Annotated in this window: 18 protein-coding genes; 11 read left to right on the top strand and 7 right to left on the bottom strand. The window is 37.9% G+C overall.

Going from position 1 to position 21,315, the window contains the following annotated elements; all coding sequences use genetic code 11:
• Positions 1–67 precede the first annotated feature (67 nt).
• Positions 68–955, top strand: coding sequence for a GTPase Era (gene era / locus HU137_RS05105; protein WP_182042713.1), 888 nt, complete (start codon positions 68–70; stop codon positions 953–955).
• Between the two features lie 104 nt (positions 956–1,059).
• Positions 1,060–1,614 carry a hypothetical protein gene (locus HU137_RS05100; protein ID WP_182042712.1) on the top strand — a complete coding sequence of 185 codons (555 nt, stop codon included), beginning with the start codon at positions 1,060–1,062 and terminating at the stop codon, positions 1,612–1,614.
• On the opposite strand, the gene HU137_RS05095 is transcribed toward HU137_RS05100, so the two are convergent.
• Both HU137_RS05095 and clpB read right to left on the bottom strand, forming a co-directional pair.
• Positions 1,611–2,414, bottom strand: coding sequence for a tetratricopeptide repeat protein (locus HU137_RS05095; RefSeq protein ID WP_182042711.1), 804 nt, complete (start codon positions 2,412–2,414; stop codon positions 1,611–1,613). The genes HU137_RS05100 and HU137_RS05095 overlap by 4 nt on opposite strands.
• A 78-nt stretch (positions 2,415–2,492) precedes the next feature.
• Positions 2,493–5,102 carry an ATP-dependent chaperone ClpB gene (gene clpB / locus HU137_RS05090; protein WP_182042710.1) on the bottom strand — a complete coding sequence of 870 codons (2,610 nt, stop codon included), beginning with the start codon at positions 5,100–5,102 and terminating at the stop codon, positions 2,493–2,495.
• A 180-nt stretch (positions 5,103–5,282) separates the two neighbouring features.
• Between clpB and pgi the strand changes: the two genes are divergently transcribed.
• From pgi to HU137_RS05070, 4 genes are all read left to right on the top strand, one after another.
• Complete coding sequence (pgi, locus tag HU137_RS05085; protein ID WP_182042709.1) at positions 5,283–6,938, top strand: glucose-6-phosphate isomerase; 1,656 nt, start codon at positions 5,283–5,285, stop codon at positions 6,936–6,938.
• On the top strand, positions 6,907–7,839 hold the full coding sequence (locus tag HU137_RS05080; protein WP_182042708.1) for a hypothetical protein: 933 nt from the start codon (positions 6,907–6,909) through the stop codon (positions 7,837–7,839). Before pgi ends, HU137_RS05080 begins: the two co-directional genes overlap by 32 nt.
• A 4-nt stretch (positions 7,840–7,843) precedes the next feature.
• Positions 7,844–8,797: a coiled-coil domain-containing protein gene (locus HU137_RS05075; RefSeq protein WP_182042707.1), complete on the top strand. Its 954-nt coding sequence runs from the start codon at positions 7,844–7,846 to the stop codon at positions 8,795–8,797.
• A 97-nt stretch (positions 8,798–8,894) separates the two neighbouring features.
• The gene (locus tag HU137_RS05070; RefSeq protein WP_182042706.1) at positions 8,895–9,662 is read left to right on the top strand and encodes a hypothetical protein; all 768 of its coding nucleotides are present in this window, start codon (positions 8,895–8,897) and stop codon (positions 9,660–9,662) included.
• Between the two features lie 2 nt (positions 9,663–9,664).
• Here the strand turns inward: HU137_RS05070 and HU137_RS05065 are convergent, their stop codons facing one another.
• Positions 9,665–10,684, bottom strand: coding sequence for a glutaminyl-peptide cyclotransferase (locus HU137_RS05065; protein WP_182042705.1), 1,020 nt, complete (start codon positions 10,682–10,684; stop codon positions 9,665–9,667).
• Between the two features lies 1 nt (position 10,685).
• Positions 10,686–11,678 carry a ferrochelatase gene (gene hemH / locus HU137_RS05060; RefSeq protein WP_182042704.1) on the bottom strand — a complete coding sequence of 331 codons (993 nt, stop codon included), beginning with the start codon at positions 11,676–11,678 and terminating at the stop codon, positions 10,686–10,688.
• Between the two features lie 85 nt (positions 11,679–11,763).
• On the opposite strand from hemH, the gene HU137_RS05055 reads away from it, so the two are divergent.
• The 5 genes from HU137_RS05055 (at position 11,764) to groL (ending at position 16,224) form a co-directional block, all read left to right on the top strand.
• Positions 11,764–12,357, top strand: coding sequence for a hypothetical protein (locus tag HU137_RS05055; RefSeq protein WP_182042703.1), 594 nt, complete (start codon positions 11,764–11,766; stop codon positions 12,355–12,357).
• Positions 12,358–12,409: 52 nt separating this feature from the next.
• Positions 12,410–13,435, top strand: a complete 1,026-nt coding sequence (gene ruvB / locus HU137_RS05050; protein ID WP_182042702.1) for a Holliday junction branch migration DNA helicase RuvB — start codon at positions 12,410–12,412, stop codon at positions 13,433–13,435.
• Between the two features lie 32 nt (positions 13,436–13,467).
• A complete protein-coding gene (locus HU137_RS05045) occupies positions 13,468–14,046 on the top strand; it encodes a DUF1572 domain-containing protein (RefSeq protein WP_182042701.1) in 579 nt (192 codons plus the stop codon).
• A 176-nt stretch (positions 14,047–14,222) separates the two neighbouring features.
• A complete protein-coding gene (locus HU137_RS05040) occupies positions 14,223–14,501 on the top strand; it encodes a co-chaperone GroES (protein ID WP_182042700.1) in 279 nt (92 codons plus the stop codon).
• A 94-nt stretch (positions 14,502–14,595) separates the two neighbouring features.
• On the top strand, positions 14,596–16,224 hold the full coding sequence (groL, locus tag HU137_RS05035; protein ID WP_182042699.1) for a chaperonin GroEL: 1,629 nt from the start codon (positions 14,596–14,598) through the stop codon (positions 16,222–16,224).
• A gap of 212 nt (positions 16,225–16,436) precedes the next feature.
• Here groL and HU137_RS05030 read toward each other — a convergent pair whose 3' ends face one another.
• The 3 genes from HU137_RS05030 to HU137_RS05020 all read right to left on the bottom strand — a co-directional run bounded on the left by HU137_RS05030 (position 16,437) and on the right by HU137_RS05020 (position 21,307).
• Entirely contained in the window at positions 16,437–17,024 is a 588-nt protein-coding gene (locus tag HU137_RS05030; RefSeq protein WP_182042698.1) for an SOS response-associated peptidase, read from the bottom strand.
• A gap of 81 nt (positions 17,025–17,105) precedes the next feature.
• Positions 17,106–18,434, bottom strand: a complete 1,329-nt coding sequence (locus tag HU137_RS05025; RefSeq protein ID WP_182042697.1) for a DUF5689 domain-containing protein — start codon at positions 18,432–18,434, stop codon at positions 17,106–17,108.
• Between the two features lie 29 nt (positions 18,435–18,463).
• Complete coding sequence (locus HU137_RS05020; RefSeq protein ID WP_182042696.1) at positions 18,464–21,307, bottom strand: TonB-dependent receptor; 2,844 nt, start codon at positions 21,305–21,307, stop codon at positions 18,464–18,466.
• Positions 21,308–21,315: the final 8 nt, after the last annotated feature.

Genomic DNA, 21,315 nt, shown 5'->3' with positions numbered 1-21,315 from the left:
GCAGAGAATTTTTACGAAACACGAAATCTTTCGGACTTTCCCAACTTCCTAACTATCTTTGCAAAATATGTCGGAAGAAAAAAAATTCAGATCGGGTTTCGTCAACATCATTGGAAATCCAAATGTAGGTAAATCAACTTTGCTCAATTTGTTGATGGATGAAAAATTGGTCATCGCAACACCCAAAGCGCAAACGACTCGTCATCGCATTAAAGGAATTCTTACAGGCGAAGATTACCAAATCGTGTTTTCCGATACACCGGGAATTCTTGAACCTGCTTACGAACTCCAATCCAAAATGATGGATTATGTAAAAGAATCTTTGGTCGATGCCGATTTGATTTTGTACGTGGTGGAAGCCGGTGAAAAACGTCCGAAAAATGAAGAATTCTTTGAGCGATTGCAAAAAACGTCAACGCCGCTTTTGGTTTTGATCAATAAAATCGACACGACGACGCAAGAACGATTGGAAGAAACGGTGGAACATTGGCATCAATTGTTGCCCAACGCTGAAATTCTTCCGATTTCGGCTTTGGAAAATGTAAATGTGGATATGCTGAAAACCAAAATCATTTCGGTTTTACCGGAAGGTCCGATGTATTTTCCGGAAGACCAATTGACCGACAAATCGGAACGATTCATCGTAAATGAAGTAATCAGGGAAAAAATTCTGATGAATTATAAAAAGGAAATTCCGTATTCGGTAGAAGTTGTCACCCAAATTTTTAAAGAAGGGCTGGAATTGATCCAAATCGAAACCGAAATCTACGTGGAACGCGATACCCAAAAAGGAATCATCATTGGTCATAAAGGGGAATCCCTTTCCAAAGTCGGAAAAGAAGCACGAGAGGATTTGGAAAAGTTTTTCAATAAAAAAATCTTCCTCAAACTCTTTGTGAAAGTCAAAAAAGATTGGCGGAAAAAAGATGGGGATTTAAGGAGGTTTGGGTATTGAGATGATGGATGTGGATGGCAGATGTTGGGTGTTGGGTGTTGGGTGAATATATCAATTCGTTCATACTAAGTTGATTTAGAATTCGTTTTACTAAAAATTTGAATTTGAAATCTAAAGCTTTCACTTTATTGATTTTACTTTTTTGTCTATCGTTTGTGAAAGATGATAACAAGATTTTATGGAGAGAATCTTTGGAATTGAATTATGCTGATTTTGAACAAAAACCACCCAGAAATGTCAAAAATGTATTGGCCAAATCGGGAATACGCATCGAATACCATTACCAAATCAAAGACAAAAATCCGCCGGTTTTTACGGTGAAAACCTATTTTTTGAAAGATCAATCTTGGATGATTTTGAAAGATTCCAATACGCTTCAACACGAAAAACTTCATTTTGATTTGGCAGAATTGTACACCAGGAAAATTCGAAGGGATTTAGCGAAATTGAATCAAAAAAAGGTGCACAAACTTCAGTCATATTTTGACATTATCGAATTTTATCGTGCCGAAAATGACAAAGCCGATGCGCTTTTTGACACCCAATCTTATGGTTATATTTTCAATGGAAAGCGAGTGGAAAATCATACGCGTGAGCGATTGATTCACTGGCAGGATTCGATTTCCACCGAACTAAAAAGACTGGACCGCTACCGTTAATTAAAATCAAACAAAGGAACCAAAAAAGCTGGAATTTGGGTTTTATCTTCTATTTTTCCGTACATTTTTTTAGCCGTTTTAAGCATTTTCTCATCGTTGTTTTTCTGTGCAGTTTTAAGTAATGCCAATGAATAATGAGTGTAGTAATTTGGCTCTTTTTTAAATTTAGATGACTTTTCAAAATACGAAATTGCATCCTCATATTTTTCTGATAAAGTGAGTAAAATCGCTTTGATGTAATAGGCGTCTGTTATAGAAGGATTTGATGAATTTTTATAAAGGGAAATAGCTTGGTTTAGATTATTAATACCATTTTCATAATCACCAATTATAGTCGAAGTCAAGCCTACCCCATAATATCCTTCCGGATTTTCTGGAAAGTTTTCCTTAAGCTCGTCAAATTTCTTTCTGGCAATTTCATCACTGCCCAATATCATAGCACTCATTGCCAGATTCTGCTTGAACTCTACAGATGGTTTAACTGCCAAAGAATCTGCCATATAATAAAAAACCAAAGCATTTTCAAATTCATTCAATAACCTTGAAGTATAGCCGGTAAAAAAATACGCATCACAAAAAGTGCTGTCCTCTTTTGTGGCCCGGAAGAACAATTCACTATTTGCTCTCAAATATTTAGGTTCCAATTGTTTATTAAGATGAAGGATTTTTATAGCAGACTCAAATGTTTCCCTTGCTTTTTCATTTTTTGGTTCGCAAACCAAATTTTTTCCTTTAAAATAATCTTGAGCATAACTTATGGAAGAAATTGCGAAAAAGAGGAAGACAATAAATTTTTTCATCCGGCAAAAATAAAAATCCCGCCGGATTTCACCAACGGGATTTCTCTAAAATCTTATGTCTTATTTCTATCGCCTATTTTATTTCACATTGAATACCAATTTGTTATCGCCTTCTTTTTCAGGAAAATAATCGATCAACACCACACTGTTGTCGTGAACATTTCCTTTTAAAATCTCTTTGGACAATTCATTTAAAACATCGTGTTGCACGACTCTTTTCAACGGTCTTGCTCCAAATTGCGGATCATAACCACGTTGCGAAATGTATTCGAGCGCTTCATTTGTGATGTCCAATGTAATGTCTCGCTTCGCCAATTTTTTAGCCAATTCGTCAATCTGGATTTTCACAATTCCTGAAATTTGGCTATTGCTCAACGGTTTGAACAAAATCGTTTCGTCGATTCGATTCAAGAATTCCGGACGGAAATTTCGTTTCAATTCTTCAAAAACTTGAGCTTTCGTTTTCCCATAAATTTCCTGAACATTTTCCGTTTTCAAATTTTCAAAATTCTCCAAAATGATATGCGAACCAAAGTTCGAAGTCATAATGATAATCGAATTTTTAAAATTGACCACACGTCCTTTGTTGTCCGTCAAACGACCATCATCCAACACCTGTAACAAAATATTGAAAACGTCCGGATGCGCTTTTTCCACCTCGTCCAACAAAATCACCGAATAAGGTCTTCGGCGCACGGCTTCGGTCAATTGTCCGCCTTCATCATAACCGACATAACCCGGAGGCGCGCCCACCAAACGGCTTACGGAATGGCGTTCCTGGTATTCGCTCATGTCAATCCGCGTCATCGAATTTTCGTCGTCAAATAAAAATTCTGCAAGCGCTTTGGCCAACTCCGTTTTTCCAACTCCCGTAGGACCGAGAAACAAAAACGAACCAATCGGTTTTCCTTCGTCGCTGAGTCCGGCACGACTACGACGAATCGCATCGGAAACCGCTTGAATGGCTTCTTCTTGACCGATGACTCTTTTGTGCAACTCATCTTCGAGATGCAATAATTTTTCGCGTTCGCTTTGCAACATTTTATTGACCGGAATACCTGTCCATTTGGAAACGACTTCTGCAATATCTTCCGCATCTACGGCTTCTTTTACCATTTTTCCGGCGCCTTCTTCCGCCACTTGTTGTTCCAATTCTTGCAGCTTTTCCTCTTCTTGTTTCAAAGCTTCATATCGAATTCGGGCTACGGTTTCATAATCTCCGGCGCGCTCGGCTTGTTCGGCTTGAATTTTCAATTCATCGATTTTCTTTTTGGCTTCCTGCACCTGATCTGCTTTTCCTTTTTCTTCCAGCCATTTGGCATTTAACTCGGTTCTTTGTTCCTGTAAATTGGCCAATTCTTCTTTGAGCAAATTCAATTTCTTTTCGTCGCCTTCTTTTTTAATTGCTTGAATTTCAATTTCCAATTGGATGATTTTCCGATCCAAATTGTCAATTTCTTCCGGTTTGGAATTCATTTCCATCCGCAATTTCGAAGCGGCTTCGTCCATTAAATCGATGGCTTTATCGGGCAGAAATCGATCTGAAATATATCGGGTTGAAAGTTGAACTGCCGAAATAATTGCTTCGTCTTTTATTCTGATTTTATGGTGAACTTCATATTTTTCTTTAATTCCCCGCAAAATCGAAATCGCCGATTCTTCATCCGGTTCTTCCACCATCACTTTTTGGAAACGTCTTTCCAGGGCTTTGTCTTTTTCGAAATATTTTTGGTATTCGCTCAAAGTCGTTGCACCTATTGCTCTTAATTCACCACGTGCCAAAGCGGGTTTCAGAATATTGGCCGCATCCATTGCTCCTTCTCCACCACCTCCTGCACCGACCAATGTGTGAATTTCATCGATGAACAAAATAATGTTTCCGTCGGAAGAAGTCACTTCTTTCACAACCGATTTGAGTCTTTCTTCGAATTCTCCTTTGTATTTGGCCCCGGCAACCAAAGCACCCATATCGAGTGAGAAAACCTGTTTTCCGATAAGGTTTTCTGGAATATCTCCGCTTACGATCCGATGCGCAATTCCTTCCGCAATCGCCGTTTTACCTACTCCCGGCTCTCCTATCAGAATTGGATTGTTTTTGGTTCTTCGGGATAGAATTTGCAATACACGACGGATTTCATCGTCTCGTCCGATGACCGGATCCAATTTTCCATCGTAAGCCAATTCCGTTAAATTCTTGGCGTATTTATTTAAAGAATTATAGGTTTCTTCTGCGTTTTCAGAAGTTACGCGTTGGCCTTTTCGGAGTTCGTTGATGACTTGAATGGTGGCGTCATAGCTGATGCCTTGATCTTTCAGGATTTGAGACACATTGGAATTGTTTTTCAAAAATCCCAAAAACAAATGTTCCAAACTGATGAATTCGTCTTTCATCTTTTTGGCTTCCTCCGTCGCCGAAATCAAAATTTTATTGGTTTCGTTGGAAATATGATTTCCGGATCCGCCCGAAACTTTTGAAAAACCTGAAATTATGTCAGCTATTTCGTTGTTGATATGTTGAATATTTCCACTTTGTTTCTCGATGATAAAGTCTAAAACATCTTGTTCCGTTTCCATCATTCCTTTAAAAAGATGGGCAGGCTCAATTGCCTGATTGCTATTCCCCAAAGCAATTTGTTGTGCTTTTTGAACCGCTTCTCTTGATTTGATTGTATATTGATTAAAATCCATTTTTTAGTTTAATTTTCTTTACCTAAAGCAAAATCAAAACCGAAAATGTTTCTATGACAATTTGGCGCATTTTCTAATTTTACTTTCTTTTAATTGCATATAAATTTAAACAATTTTTCACATTTTGAAATTGAAGTTGAAGGAGAATTCCGTTATTTTTGTTTGAATAGAAATGAAAATATGTCCTTAGAAAAAATAAATCCCACCCAAACTTCTGCTTGGCGAAAGTTAGAAAAACATTATTCGGAAATACATCATCATTCGCTTCTTCAAATGTTTCAAGACGAAAATCGGTTTGAAAAATTTCATCTGAAATTCAACGATATCCTTTTTGATTATTCGAAAAACCGGATCAACGAAGAAACCAAAAAGTTGTTACTCGAATTGGCGGAAGAATGCCAATTGAAAGATGCCATCGAAAAACAATTTGCCGGAGATTTGATCAATGAAACGGAAGGAAGAGCCGTTTTGCATACGGCTTTGCGAAACCGGGATAACCAACCTGTTTTTGTAAAAGGCAAAGATGTGATGCCGGAAGTCAATGCGGTTTTGGAACAAATGAAAGTCTTTTCGGAAAAGGTAATTTCCGGAAAATGGAAAGGATTTTCCGGAAAAGAAATCACCGACGTTGTGAACATCGGAATCGGTGGTTCCGATTTGGGGCCGGTCATGGTAACCGAAGCTTTGAAACATTATCAAACGAGGCTAAACCTCCATTTTGTGTCCAATGTTGATGGAACGCATATCGCCGAAACTTTGAAAAAAGTAAATCCCGAAACGACTTTGTTTATTATCGCTTCCAAAACCTTTACGACACAGGAAACGATGACCAATGCACATACGGCTCGGAATTGGTTTTTAAGTTCGGAAGCAAAAGAATCCGATGTGGCTAAACATTTTGTCGCATTATCTACTAATCAATCTGAAGTGGAAAAATTTGGAATCGACACGAAAAATATGTTCCAATTTTGGGATTGGGTCGGCGGTCGTTATTCGCTTTGGAGTGCAATTGGTTTGAGTATTTGTTTGGGTGTTGGATATGAAAATTTTGAAGATTTATTGGAAGGAGCATTTGCGATGGATACGCATTTCAAAGTAGCGGATTTCGAAGAAAATATTCCGGTGATTTTGGCCTTGTTGGGCATTTGGTACAATAATTTTTTTGGTGCGGAAAGCATTGCGATTTTACCCTATGAACAGTATTTATCAAGGTTTGCGGCTTATTTCCAACAAGGTGATATGGAAAGCAATGGAAAATATGTGGACCGAAACGGAAAAGTGGTGAACTATCAAACAGGACCAATCATTTGGGGAGAACCGGGAACAAATGGTCAACATGCTTTTTACCAATTGATCCATCAGGGGACGAAATTGATTCCTTGTGATTTCCTCGCCGGCGCGAATTCATTAAATCCGATCGGTGATCATCAAATAAAATTATTGTCCAACTTTTTTGCGCAAACAGAAGCTTTGGCTTTTGGGAAATCGGAAGAAATAGTGGTGGAAGAATTGAAAAAAGCAGGAAAAACGGAGGAAGAAATTGAGTTTTTAAAACCATATAAAATCTTTGAAGGAAACAGACCGAGCAATTCTTTTATTTACAAAGAATTGACACCTAAAACTTTAGGCAGTTTAATCGCGATGTACGAACATAAAATATTTGTACAAGGTGTAATTTGGAACATTTTTAGTTATGATCAGTGGGGCGTAGAATTGGGCAAGCAATTGGCCAACCAAATTTTACCCGAATTGGAAAATGAAAATCAAATCGAATCACATGATTCCTCAACCAATGGATTGATCAATGCATACAAAGAAATGCGTCATAAAAATTAGTCTTTTCTTTCTGTTATTGAACGGAATTTTGTCGGGGCAATTTCGCACGACCGACTTTCGGTTGCTCGGAAAAGTGGAAAGCGTTTCTTCCATTACAACCCATTTTTCAAATCCAAATCAAACGGGCGTTTCCGGGTTTTTGGACAGCGAACAATTTGATTCCGTTTACCTGAAATTTGACTCGAGACGGAATTTGGTTTTGCGGGAAAATTATTTGGATTATAGGGGGAAATTGGGATTGTTTGACCGAACGATTTTTCAGATCAATCCTTCCAATCAATTGGAAAAACTAGAAACGACACTCATTCAAAATGGAGAAGAACCGAGAAAGATTTCGCAGCGAAAAATTTATTATTACATTCAAAATCAATTGGTAAGAACGGATGAATTCAATTCAGGAAAGACTTCTGACCAGTTTTGGGTGATGAATGCTTCTTATGAAAATGGAGAGATCATCAAAAAAGTATTTTGGATGGAGGATAAAATTTTTTCTGTGGACCAAATGGAATATGAAAAGGGGCTTATCCGAAATGAAACCAATTTCTATAACAATGGAAATAAGGGAAAGTCGGTAAAATATGAATACAAAAATGGTGATTTGTTAAAAAAAGTTGCAGCATTGGGCAATGAAAAAACAATCCAAACGTTTACATACGATAATGGTCAACTGAACCAAATTGAGTTTTCGGATCAAGTAGGAAAGATTCAGCGAACGGAAATTTATGATGAAGACGGATTACTCTCAGAGCTAAAGGCGTTCAACCATACTACTCAGCAATTCGATTTGTATCGATTTGAATTTGAAATGGATAGTGAAAATAATTGGACCAAATGCAAGATTTTGCGAAACCAAACCCCCATTTATAACATTCAAAGAGAAATAACATATTTTAATAATTGAGTTTATGGAAACAAATGAAACCCAAACAAACTACGAACAACCTACACCACCTTCAAAAACTAAAGAGTACATCATCATGGGCGTTTTGGCGGCGTTGCTGCTCGGAAGCTTGGGCTATAATTTTTACCAGCATTCCCAAAACAAAGCAGAAACCGACTTGCTGACCATAGATCTAAAAGACACGGAAAACGCTAAGACACTCTTACAGAATCAATTAGACTTATTGACGGAAGAATTTGAACAATCCAAATTGGATTTGGGTGTCAAAGACTCATTATTATCCAAACGGGACATCGAAATTTTTGACAAACAAAAAGAGATTCAAAACATTTTGAATAAAAACAATATTTCTGAGTCTGAATTGAAACAGGCCAAACGCATGATCAATGCGCTCAATGCTGACATCGCAAGGTTCAAACAAGAAATCGCGGTTTTACAACAAAAAAACGATTCTCTATTGGTCGTCAATGACACTTTGCGGTACAACTCATTCAAAATGAGCGGAAAAGTAGAATCAGAAAAAGCAAAAGCGGTTGCTACTGAAAATAAAATGCGCTCGACATTCTCTGTTTCCAATTATAAAATCACCGGTCTCCGCGTGCGTAATTCCGGAAAAGAAGTAGAGACTGATAAAGCCAAAAGAATCGATAAAATGCGTGTGACTTTTGATTTGGATCCAAATGAATTTGCTGAATCAGGTGAACAAGAAGTCTACATCGCTATTTATAAACCTGACGGAACTTTGGGTAAATTTCAAGATGCTTCACCGGGTCAATTGGAAACTTGGTCTTTGGGAACGATAGAATATTCGGATAAAGTAGCGTTTGACTACACAAAAGGAACGAAACAAAATGTAACTTTCGATTGGGAAGAATATGATTTCCCGAAAGGAACGTATAAAATCGATTTGTATCAAAATGGTTTGAAAATAGGCCAAAAATCATTGGATCTTAGATAAATAGAAGTTAAAAAGGTAAATTTAGATTTGTTAAAAAAAACAAAAAACTCTTTTTACCGCATGATTTTTGTTTCCTTTTAGGTTAAATCTACAGATTATGGAAACAAATGAAAAAAACACGTTTATCAGCGGAACCATTGATGCCCGCTTAAAACTTTTGATGTCAATCCGTGATTTTCAAAAGGATTTTACAACCAATGCCCAAGAGATAGAAAAAGCGACCCAAGATCTTATTTCAGCTTATGAAAAAGGTCTTGGGTTTTTATATGAATATGCAGAAGAGGATTTCAAAAAAGAAGCAGATGAAATTTTAAATGAAGTCCGAGTTCATGCCAACCAAATGAACCACCAACTGAAAAAAACAGCCGACCAAATTCTAGAAAGAAAAGAAAAAACCAATTATTCCAAAAATTGGGAAGAATTTGAAACCCATCATAAGTATCTCAAAGAAGCTGCTTTAAAGTTTGAAAGCAAAGGTCAAAATGCTTTACCTGAAGATAAAAAAGTGGAATGGGAAGACAATTTTGTGGTTTTTGAAAAAGACATAGAGCCCCGAATAAAAATGAAATCCGAATTTGAAAAATTCATACTCGATTTTGTCTATAAGTACGACAAAGATGAACTCAATAAAATCTCTGAAATCGTTCATGAAAATTCATCTAAAGACATTGACTGGTCCAATCCGGTCGAATATAAAAACCAATATATCAAAGCGATAAGCGAGTTTCAACGAGAATTCAAACCACAAAACCTTTGGGATTCTTTCATGGAATTATTGGCCGGTGGCGTCCATCCTTCTCCTTCTGAACGCGTGATGCTGGAGAAATGGGCTGATGGAGAACAAAAAACTAGAGAAGATATGTAAAATCAATTGGGAAGAGGTAGTTCATAGATCTTTTCCCAATTTTTCCCTGTCACCAAAAGTTGATTTCCCTTCACTGCAATTCCATTCAGGACATCATCAGAGCCTTTGGACTCAGAAAGATCGGTTAAATCATAAAATTGTTCTACAGCACCTGTTTTTGGGTCAATGACCAGAATGAAATTGGTAGTCCAAACGTTTGCAAAAAGTTTTCCATTTACAAATTCCAATTCGTTGATGTATGTATAAACGGATTGGTAACCTGCGATTTGAATTTTCCTTTGAAGTTCAAATTTTTCATTGAAGAAAAACACATTTTGCGTCCCATCAGAAACGATGAGTTCTTTACCATTTGTGGTCATTCCCCAACCTTCTTTTACCATGTTTGGCAAAGCAATTTCCTCTTTCAATTCAAAAGTTTGCGCATCATAAACCAAAACTTTTCGCTCTTTGTAAGTCAACAAAAACAATTTCCCGTTGAGGATGGAAATTCCCTCTGAAAAGACCTTGGCTTCTTGTTTGGTTTCTTGTAAAAAGTTCGTAGTACCAAGATGATACGTCACAATTTTTGATTTTCCATAATGACCGGAACTTTCATAAACTTTATCATCGTGGTAGAAAAACCCTTGTGTAAAAAGCTCTTTCGGGTGAGGATATTCATTGATGACATCGTATGAAATGGATGTTTCTTTGGTCGAATTTAAAATCGGAACATGGGTTTCACCTGTAATGAATTCACTACCGAGATGCACTTTTATTTTCAATTCATTTACACCCAAATTGGTGTTGGCATTATCCATTACCATATGGTTGGAAACTGATTTTCCATTCCAAGTCAATTCAACGGAATCCACCAATTCTTGATTTTTAAAGAAATACACGTTCAAACTATCGCCCAAACGAAGTCCATTGTGTTGCAATTCATAAAAATTGGATTGTAAATCGGAAAGATTTTTCACTTCATTGCTACAAGAAACTGTCAGTATGAACAAGGAAATTAATGCGATGATTTGTTTTATTTTCATGCTAATCTTCTTTTGCGGCCCAACCATTTGACCATTTCGCAAGCACATCGATCCATTCGTCTGACTCGTTCAAACAAGGCAGGTATTCATATTTTTCACCTCCACTTTCCATAAACAATTCTTCATAACCCATAGCGATTTCTTCCAAAGTTTCCAAACAATCAGATACAAAAGCAGGAGCTACAACCACTATGTTTTTTACACCTTCTGCCGGAAAATCTTTCAACACAAAATCAGTATAAGGTTTGATCCAAGGATCTTTTCCTAATCTTGATTGGAAAGAAACCATCACTTTTTCTTCTGGTAAACCCAATTCTTTTCTGACCAATTCGGTTGTTTCATAACATTGATCCCGATAGGTTTTAATGTTTGAATTGGTATGTTTTTTCCCGATTTCAACTGCTTTTCGATCATGTCTTTCCGGAATTCCATGATAAGAAAAAAGCAATTTATCAAAAGATTCCGGCAATTGATTTTTGATATGCTCCGCCAAAACTTTGATATAATCCGGTCGGTCATAAAACGAATTTAAAAACGTTAAATTCAGATCTTTAAAATGTTTATTCTGAACTTCTTTGGTTTTTCCTACCACCGACCAAGTCGAACTCATCGTATACTGCGGATACAAAGGAATGACCAAAACTTCCCGGATTCCTTTATCGTATAATTCTTGCATAGCCGACTGAATGGAAGGACTTTGATAGCGCATCCCCAAAGCCACCGGAATGTCCAATTTCTTTTGCAGTTTTTCTTGAACACGTTTGGAAATCACAATCAAGGGAGAACCTTCTTCCCACCAAATTTTTTCATAAGCTTCGGCTGAAGCTACAGGGCGTTTCGGTAGAATTGCCAATTCAACAACAGCTTTGCGCACCAACCAGGGAGTGTCCAAAACCATAGGATCCATCAGAAATTCTCGTAAATACTTCCTTACGTCTTCAACATTGGTAGAATCGGGCGAACCTAAATTGATCAACAATACTCCTTTTTTCATTCTATTTATTTGAAATTGATAACAAAATTAGTAGAAACCTTTCTTTTGACAAGGAAAAGATTAATTTTAATCTATCATTTATCCGATGTCAATTTATTTTTCCATACTAATTTCACTTTTAGCAACAATTACCATTGCACAATCTGGTGTTGGGGTATTTCCAAAATTTGACTCAATTCATGAAAAGAATATTAAAATCTATACGTACAAAAATTCAAAAGTTGTGATTTTTCCAAAAGAATATGATTTAGGTAAATTTGAAGATTCCATACAATTTTTTACTCCAACCTTTGAAATTGTGGAAAAAGTACTTGGAAGAGTGGAAAGGAAAAATTTTAAAATGTGGAAAGAAAATTACAATTGGTTTTATCGCCCAAATAAGGATATGGATAAATTGATTAAAAGGCAATTGAGAGAAGAAAAAAAATATAGTATTGAAGAATTTGAAAAAATTGCAGGTAAACCAACTACAATTATTCAAATTTTTGGTGGACAAATGGAGGGCGAAAAATATCTCTCAATTCAATTATTGGATTTTTCTTCTGACCCTTATAACTTGCAACCTATTGCTTTAAAATCTTATATTGATGGGTGGCATGGGTGGTTTGAGACCAATAGAAAAATTATTATTTATAATTTAGATGAAAGAAACGTGATGGGAAGTTGGGAAATAGAATAAATATCAATAAACGAGAATTGTTTCCTTAATTTTGTAAACTGGAAAAATAAAAATGTCAGACATCCTCAACCCAGATAGAGAGAATTTTTCAGATGAAGAATTGAGAATTGAAGAACAATTCCGTCCGCAGAGTTTCCACGACTTTACGGGACAAATGCACATACTCGACAATCTCGAAATCTTTGTCAAAGCCGCGAAATTGCGCAGCGAAGCCTTGGATCACGTTTTGTTGCACGGACCTCCGGGTCTGGGAAAAACGACTTTGGCGCATATCATTGCAAATGAATTGGGCGTCGGAATCAAAATCACATCGGGACCGGTTTTAGACAAACCCGGAGATTTAGCGGGTTTGCTGACCAATCTGGAAGAAAACGACGTACTGTTTATCGACGAAATCCACAGGATGTCGCCGGTGATAGAGGAATATTTGTATTCGGCGATGGAAGATTACAAAATCGACATCATGATCGAATCAGGACCCAATGCCCGTTCGGTACAAATTGGATTAAATCCATTTACCTTAATTGGCGCAACGACGCGTTCCGGATTGTTGACTGCTCCACTTCGAGCTCGATTTGGGATCAATTTCCGTTTCGAATATTATGGTCAAGAATTGTTAAGCACCATCATCCAACGAAGTTCCCGAATTCTCGGAACGGAAATCGACGAAGAAGCCGCCATCGAAATTGCCGGCCGAAGTCGTGGAACACCGAGAATTGCCAATGCTTTGTTACGCCGAACCCGTGATTTCGCACAAATCAAAGGAACAGGAAAAATCGATCAAAAGATATCGGAGTTCAGTTTGACGGCTTTAAAAGTCGATCAAAACGGTTTGGACGAAATGGACAATAAAATTCTTTCCACCATCATCGACAAATTCAAAGGTGGGCCAGTCGGGATTTCGACGATTGCAACTGCGGTGGGCGAAAACATCGGAACACTCGAAGAAGTTTATGAGCCGTATTTGATCCAAGAAGGTTATTTGATGCGAACTCCTCGCGGACGTGAAGCCACCGAAAAAGCGTATAAACATTTGGGGAAAATTAAATCCAGTCAGCAAGGCGGTTTGTTTGATTAAATAATTCAGTTTTAATAATAAATTCATTTAGTATGAATTCGAATTACTTAGAAAGTGTCATCAAACAATTTGAGTATTACAAAATGTTAGGTGAAAAAACCTTTGCGCAGATTTCTGACGAAAAATTATTTTATCAGTTTAATGAAGAAAGCAACAGTATCTCGATGATTGTCAAACACCTTTGGGGTAATATGCTTTCGCGTTGGACGGATTTTTTGAACTCCGACGGAGAAAAAGAATGGAGAAATCGCGATTCGGAATTTGAAAATACAATTCAGTCCAAACAAGAAATGATTTCCAAATGGGAAGAAGGCTGGAATTGTTTATTTGATACTTTGAATTCCTTAAAAGAAGAAGATTTATACAAAATCATTTATATCCGAAACCAAGGTCATACGGTCATGGAAGCCATCAATAGACAATTAGCGCATTATCCTTATCATGTCGGACAAATTGTTTATTTTGGTAAAATGTTGAGTGAAAATGCTTGGCAATCACTTTCCATTCCAAAAGGAAATTCTCAAATTTACAATTCAGAAAAATTTTCTAAACCCAAAGTGAAGACTCATTTTACAGATGAGTTTTTGAATCCCAATTCTGATTCTAAATAACTTTGACAAAGTTCCAAATTTTGTCAAAGTTGGCTTATCATCAATTGTAATTTGGATTAATTCTGCCAAGTTGTCATTTCATTTAAAATTAATAATTTCAAAATGTCAGAATCATGGGATTGGCATATTTTTCGACAATACAGAAAGCATTAATCTTCAAATAAAAATTTAGAAATATGTCAAAAATTACAATTCAACCATTGGCAGACAGAGTAGTTGTTGAGCCGGCTCCGGCTGAAACCCAAACTGCTTCGGGAATTATCATCCCTGATACTGCAAAAGAAAAACCACAACAAGGTACAGTTGTAGCTGCGGGTGCGGGTAAAAAAGACGAACCTTTGACCGTAAAAGTTGGAGACAAAGTCCTTTATGGAAAATATTCCGGAACTGAATTGAAATGGGAAGGAAAGGATTATTTGATCATGAAAGAGTCTGACATCCTAGCGATTGTTTAAAATAAATGTTTCAGGTTTCAGGTTTCACGTTCAAAGTTTCCTGACCTGAGTTCCTAACATTAAACTTTGAACATTAAACGTTAAACAAAAGAAAATGGCAAAAGAAATAAAATTTGATATCGAATCAAGAGACGCTTTAAAAAGAGGCGTCGATGCGTTGGCAAATGCAGTAAAAGTAACATTGGGACCAAAAGGTCGTAACGTCGTTTTGGAGAAATCATTTGGAGCTCCACACGTAACCAAAGACGGTGTTTCTGTCGCTAAAGAAATCGAATTGGAAGATCCAATCGAAAACCTTGGAGCGCAAATGGTGAAAGAAGTCGCTTCTAAAACCAATGATGTAGCCGGTGACGGAACAACGACTGCAACAGTTTTGGCGCAAGCCATCGTACGTGAAGGTTTGAAAAACGTTGCTGCGGGTGCAAACCCAATGGATCTAAAAAGAGGAATCGACAAAGCCGTTACAGCGATTGTGACCAATTTGAAAAAACAATCCCAAGAAGTAGGCGATAGTTCTGATAAAATCAAACAAGTAGCTTCTATTTCTGCTAACAATGATGATACCATCGGAACTTTAATTTCTGAAGCATTCGGAAAAGTTGGAAAAGAAGGTGTGATTACCGTAGAAGAAGCAAAAGGAACGGAAACGTATGTAGATGTTGTAGAAGGAATGCAATTCGACAGAGGATATCAATCTCCTTATTTTGTAACCAATCCTGATAAGATGGTAGCTGAATTGGAAAATCCATATATTTTATTGTACGATAAAAAGATTTCCAACTTACAAGATATTTTACCTGTTTTAGAGCCTGTTGCACAATCCGGCCGTCCATTGATGATCATTTCTGAAGAAGTAGAAGGTCAAGCCTTGGCAACTTTGGTGGTAAACCGTTTGAGAGGATCTTTGAAAATCGCTGCGGTTAAGGCTCCAGGATTTGGAGACAGAAGAAAAGCCATGTTGGAAGACATTGCGATTTTGACTGGTGGAACGGTAATTTCTGAAGAAAGAGGTTATTCTTTGGAAAATGCGACTTTGGATATGTTGGGAACGGCAGAAAAAGTACAAATCGACAAAGACAATACGACGATCGTAAACGGAAAAGGAGATGATACACAAATCAAAGCTCGTGTAAACGAAATCAAAGCGCAAATTGAGTCTACGACTTCTGATTATGACAAAGAAAAGTTACAAGAGCGTTTGGCTAAATTGGCCGGAGGAGTTGCGGTTCTTTATGTAGGAGCTGCTTCTGAAGTAGAAATGAAAGAGAAAAAAGACCGAATCGACGATGCGCTTCATGCAACGCGTGCTGCTGTTGAAGAAGGAATCGTTCCAGGTGGAGGTGTTGCTTATGTACGTGCTTTGACTGCTTTGGACAAATTAAAAGGAGAAAATGCTGACGAAGCAACCGGAATCAATATCGTACGTCGTGCAATCGAAGAGCCGTTGCGTCAAATCGTATTGAACGCAGGAGGTGAAGGTTCAGTCGTTGTAGCCAAAGTAAAAGAAGGAAAAGCTGATTTTGGTTATAATGCGAAAAATGATACTTACGAAAACATGTTGGAAGCCGGAATCATTGACCCAACCAAAGTAACCCGTGTTGCGCTTGAAAATGCAGCTTCTGTTTCCGGAATGTTGATTACGACCGAAGCGGTGATTACCGAAATCAAAAAAGATGAACCAGCGATGCCACCAATGGGAGGCGGAATGCCGGGAATGATGTAATTCTCTCTAAATAATTAGTAAAGAGTAATTAGAAAGCGGACAGAAATGTTCGCTTTTTTTGTTTACTGTCACATTGAGCATGAGCTATAGGCTTACTTACCAGCGAAGATGTCGAGATGTCACATTGAGCGAAGATGTCGAGATGTCACATTGAGCGAAGTCGAAATGTGTTCAAATAGAAAAAATAAAACCATATAAACTTGAAAATCCGTTTAGAATAAAGAAGTCTGAATCGGGCCTTCCGATTTTGTGGTGAAATCAAATCGAGGTTGAATTTCCTTGTTTTCCATCCAATTTTCCATTTCTTCACGGGTTTTCAGCGCAATGGGCATCCGCTGTTTGGTGTTGTGAATTTCCCGCATGATGCCTTTGGCTTCCGTTGTCACGACCGAATAGGTATTTCGGTTAAAAATTCCGGCCAGAGCAAAGATTTCGTCGTCAAAACCAATTTCATACTTGACTTTCTCTTTGCCGCGTTGTTGCCATTCGTAGAAACCATCCACGATGATCAGACATCGGTTCTGGATATAATCCCGAAAAGCAGGTTTTTCCGAAATTGTTTCCCATTTGGCGTTTAGCGTAAAGGTTCGGTTCCAATCTTCCGTTGCCCATTCCGGCAGCAGTCCCCAATTCATCATGAGAATTTTTGATGGGTCCCAATTGGAAATTACTGGTGTTTTTGGAAAGGTAAATCCGTTGATGTGTTCTTCAGGTGAGAACAATTCAGGCGCCTCAAATTTGGCTTGAAAATGATGCTCGATTGCGCGTGGCTTTTTGGTCAATTTGGTATGAAAACACATCGGATTAGAATTAGAATAAAGATAAAAAAAACCCGCACAATGGCGGGTTTCGATAATTTAAAAATTTGAATTTGAATTCAATTATTCTTCAAATACTTTCACGTTATCCAATTCCCAAGTGGCAGCAGCTGAAGTCGTAGAAGTATATTTAAAAGCAATATACAAATCTCCACCGATAGCAGCAGAAACATCCAAATTACCTGAATTCGTCCAAGTATTCCAGTCGTTTTGCGTATCCAAAGTTGCTGGAAGTGAAGTCCAAGTTGTTGTGGTTACGTCTCCGGTAAAATTCGTCGTATAAAATACTTCCAATGCATTTCCGTTATATCCTCTATCGGTTTCAAAGCTTAAATAAAGGTTGCTCAAAGTAGAAGGTGCTGAAATGGCGTTGCTTACCAACCAGTCTTCATTCACTTGGTTACCTGAAGCAAATCCACTCATATAAGCACAAGGTGCAGGATTTCCGAAGTTTCGGGTTTCCCAAATCTGTGCACCCACTACGCTTTGTGTAGTCCAATTGGCCAATCCATTGTCAAATCCATCCGAAAACAATGGACCAAATCGAGGTTCGTTAAACTGAACATCATCTGTATCACGGATGAACAATTGATATTCGCTTGGTGAAACCGTTCCATTTACGTTTCCGTCATATCCGCTTATCACAACTGTGATATTTCCACTTCCTTCCGGTAAAAGTTCGCCAGCGAAATTAGCATAACCACTATTTCTCAAAATTATGGTAGTTCCGTTTACGTCGATTAGGGTTTTGTTAACGGTGGTTTGGTTTTGTGCGTCAGCATAAGTTGTTCCTAATTCTTCCGCAATAAACTGAACGTTTTCGATGGTAACCAATGTGTTAAATACACCTGAGTCGTATACGGCTTGGATATTTGGATAAACGACCGGTGTTGCATAAGCGATGTCATCACAAGTTTTTACCACTTTTTGGTCAATTTTGAATTCCGCCATACGACCTACACGGTTGATGTCATAAATTTCACCGATTTTCAACATTCCTCTGTCATAACCTGCATCCAAACCGTTCAAATTGATTTTGATTTTGGAGCCCAAAGGAAAGTTGTTGAACAAATTCGTTCTGTCCATTTCTACCTGAAGTGCAAAGGTAGGATTGGTCAAACTGTTTTGAATGGAAAGCGTCTTAAAGAAATTTCCGGTGCTATCACTTGAAACGACATAACCTTCTACGATTCTGTCTGTTTCAAAACTGATGATATGGTCTTCATCTGCATCCACTAAAGCATACAATTCTTCTATGGATAAATCTGCAACCCAGTTATCGGTACAGTTTGCAGGTGGCGTTGTCCAATCGTCGTCCTGCACACATGAGTTCACAATAAGCAAGCTGCTCACGGTCAAGAACAATAATTTAATTTTTTTGATTGTATTCATTGTAAGTATAATTATTCGTTTGTAAAAAATTAGAATCTAAAGAAAACATTGATGAAATAGGAACGTCCTCTGTCATACCAGTATTTTGGTCCAAACATGGATTGATTTCCTTCATCCATCGCTTCCGGTAAGTTACCCAATCGGATTTGTTCAAAACCTCCGGTTACATAATCACGGTTATCCAAAACGTTGTTCACGTTTGCGCTGATTCCCATATAGTATTTCCCAAATCGGAATGTTTTTCCGGCATTCAAGTTCAACATGAATTCACTTGACAATTCTTGTTGTTCCAAAAGACTTCTTACCAATGCTTCGTCAGAAGATTGTGGATAAGGTTGTGTTCCGGAAGCTGTTTCATAAGTAAGGAAAGAACTCGTTCTTTTAAAAGGTGCAATGTCCAAATAGTTGGCTGCCAAATAATTTCCGGTTGCTCCAATCCACCAATATTGCGGTGCACGGTATTCCAATCCTAAAGAGAATCCTTGTTGTGGTCCTACTGCCAATCGGTAATTTTCCATATATGCCGTTTCCGGGCTCGTTGATCCAAAAGTTACCATTTGTCCTGCTGTCCCTTCATCTCCATCGATGAAATTACTATCTGAAAAACGTTGATACGTTGGGTTGTTGTCGTAAGTGTATTGTCCAACTGAAGCAACAGCAGATAAAGTCAATGTTGTGGTCAACTGCGCTTCTAACGCAAATTCTCCACCGAAAAATAATTTGTCTACGTTGTATAGATACTCCGCTCCAAATAAGTTTTCCTGTCCACCAGAACCATCTGTTACGTCAATGTACCCAAAATTCTTTTCGTATTCGTCAAAAAACCTTGTATAGAATCCGGTCAAACGTCCTTTTACTCTTGGCGCTCTTAGGATATAGCTTAAATCTGTCGACAAAATTTTTGAATTCTTTAAATTATTTCCATTCTCCAACGTTTCAACCGCACCATTTCTTTTTACGGCTACATAATTATCAATGGTATAATCGTTGGAACGTGCATTTGGGAAGATTTCATCCACTGTCGGTGCATAAGAAGCATACATCGCATTTAACTGGAAGAAATTACGACCATTTAATTTATAAAGAACTTGTAGTTTAGATCCCCAATCTACAAAATCATAGGTTTCACTTTTTCCTGCAGATCGGTCCAAATATTGTTCGTGACGGTATTTTCCATCTCTATTGACAGACGTATATGCTGCTTTCATTCCAAGCGTTACATCAAATTTTGTAGAGGTATATTCCCCTTGAATGAAGGCATCTCCTCTTTGGTGGTTGATGATATAATTGTATTGGTATTTATCGCCTTCCATCACTTGACGGTTTTCATCCTCGTCCATGTTGTAGCGTGTATCTTGAAAAGCATTGTTGTTCACGAAATAATTTCCACCCAACAAATCCAATACTTCTCTATAATATTCTGAACGGGTATTTTGATAATTCAATCCCGCTGTCAATTTGAAATTGCTCATGATTTGTGATTGCAATCTCGTAGAGAATGTCATGATTTGGTCTTCGTTTACATCGGCAGCCAAAACATAAGCTGCAGCACCGGTACGGTTTCTATTTTGGTTATAGATATCAGTCCAATCTATTTGAGAAACGGTTTGGTCGGTTTGCCAAAGTCGGGTGATTTCCGCAACATTTTCAGGATTGGCATCATCCAGTTGCGCATAATAACTCGGCAAGTTTCGATAATAAGTCGGTGAAGGATTGTTGGCCGTATGCCAGTCCAAACGACTTCTACTGTCTTTTCCGAATTGGTAACCAAGTGTTGTAATCAAATTGGTACGATTTGAAATATTGAAATGATGCGTCAACATGAACAAAGGTTGGTGGAACTGACGAATTCTTTCGCTGCGTTTCTCTCCGTCTTGCCATCCCCAATAAGCATTATAATCTTTCCCCATCAAATCATAAACTTCCTGTGTGTTGGGGCTGTTGGTAGAACGACGCGTTGGCGAACCAAAACCTGATAAAACGATGGAATGTCGGTCGTTGAATTTCTTTTCCGCTGCAAAGAAATACGCCCAAGAATCATAAAAAGTTCCGTCGATCACTCCTTCTTCTGCCCATCTGCGCGCTCCAGAAGCCATAAAAGCCCATCCATTGTCCATCAATCCGGTGTTGTAAGTTGCCAAAACACGTTGGTTATACGAACGGTTGGTAAACGAATAAGCCAAACTGGTTCCTTTTCTCATCATGGAAGGACGTGTGTCAAAATAAGTTACACCACCTACATCACCAAAAACATATTGAGAAGGCTCGATACCTAAAGTTTGTTCAGCCGGTCTTCGGGTCACATCATTTAAACCTCCCCAATCACCGAAGTTCACACGGTCATTGTTGATTTTGTTCATACGAACTCCGTTGAAAAATACATCGTTGTATTTGTTGTCGTAGCCACGAACTTTGAACCAATAAGCTCCCAATTCAAATGCAGCCGTGCTGGCAAATACATCCTGAGAGGATTGTAAAAGACCTGCAGCAGATTGAGAAGAAGACTCGTCTGCAGAAAGTTCATCTGAAGTTAACGTTATGATTCCAATTTCTTCATTTTTGGGATTGAAAACGATTTTCATTTCTCCCAAATCGATTCTTGGTTCATTGCTTACCACAACTTCTTGTTCATGAGTCAAATAACCCACTCCAGAAACGCGAACTGTGTACGTTCCGGTTTCAACGTCCACAAATTGGAAATAACCGATCCTGTCGGTTTTCACCTCTTCACCGGTTTCCACTAGGATTACCGATAGATTGTAGACTTCCTTCTCAGTCGAAGCGTCTTTTACAACACCTGAAATTCTCGTTTGACCCCAAAGTGCAACGCTCATCATCACACTTATCGCCATACTTAATAATAATTTATCCATTCAAAGAA

The sequence above is a fragment of the Moheibacter lacus genome (genome assembly GCF_014042165.1).
GTDB lineage: Bacteria > Bacteroidota > Bacteroidia > Flavobacteriales > Weeksellaceae > Moheibacter > Moheibacter lacus.
Note: the sequence above shows the minus strand (reverse complement) of the source record. Positions and strands in the feature narration are given on the sequence as shown.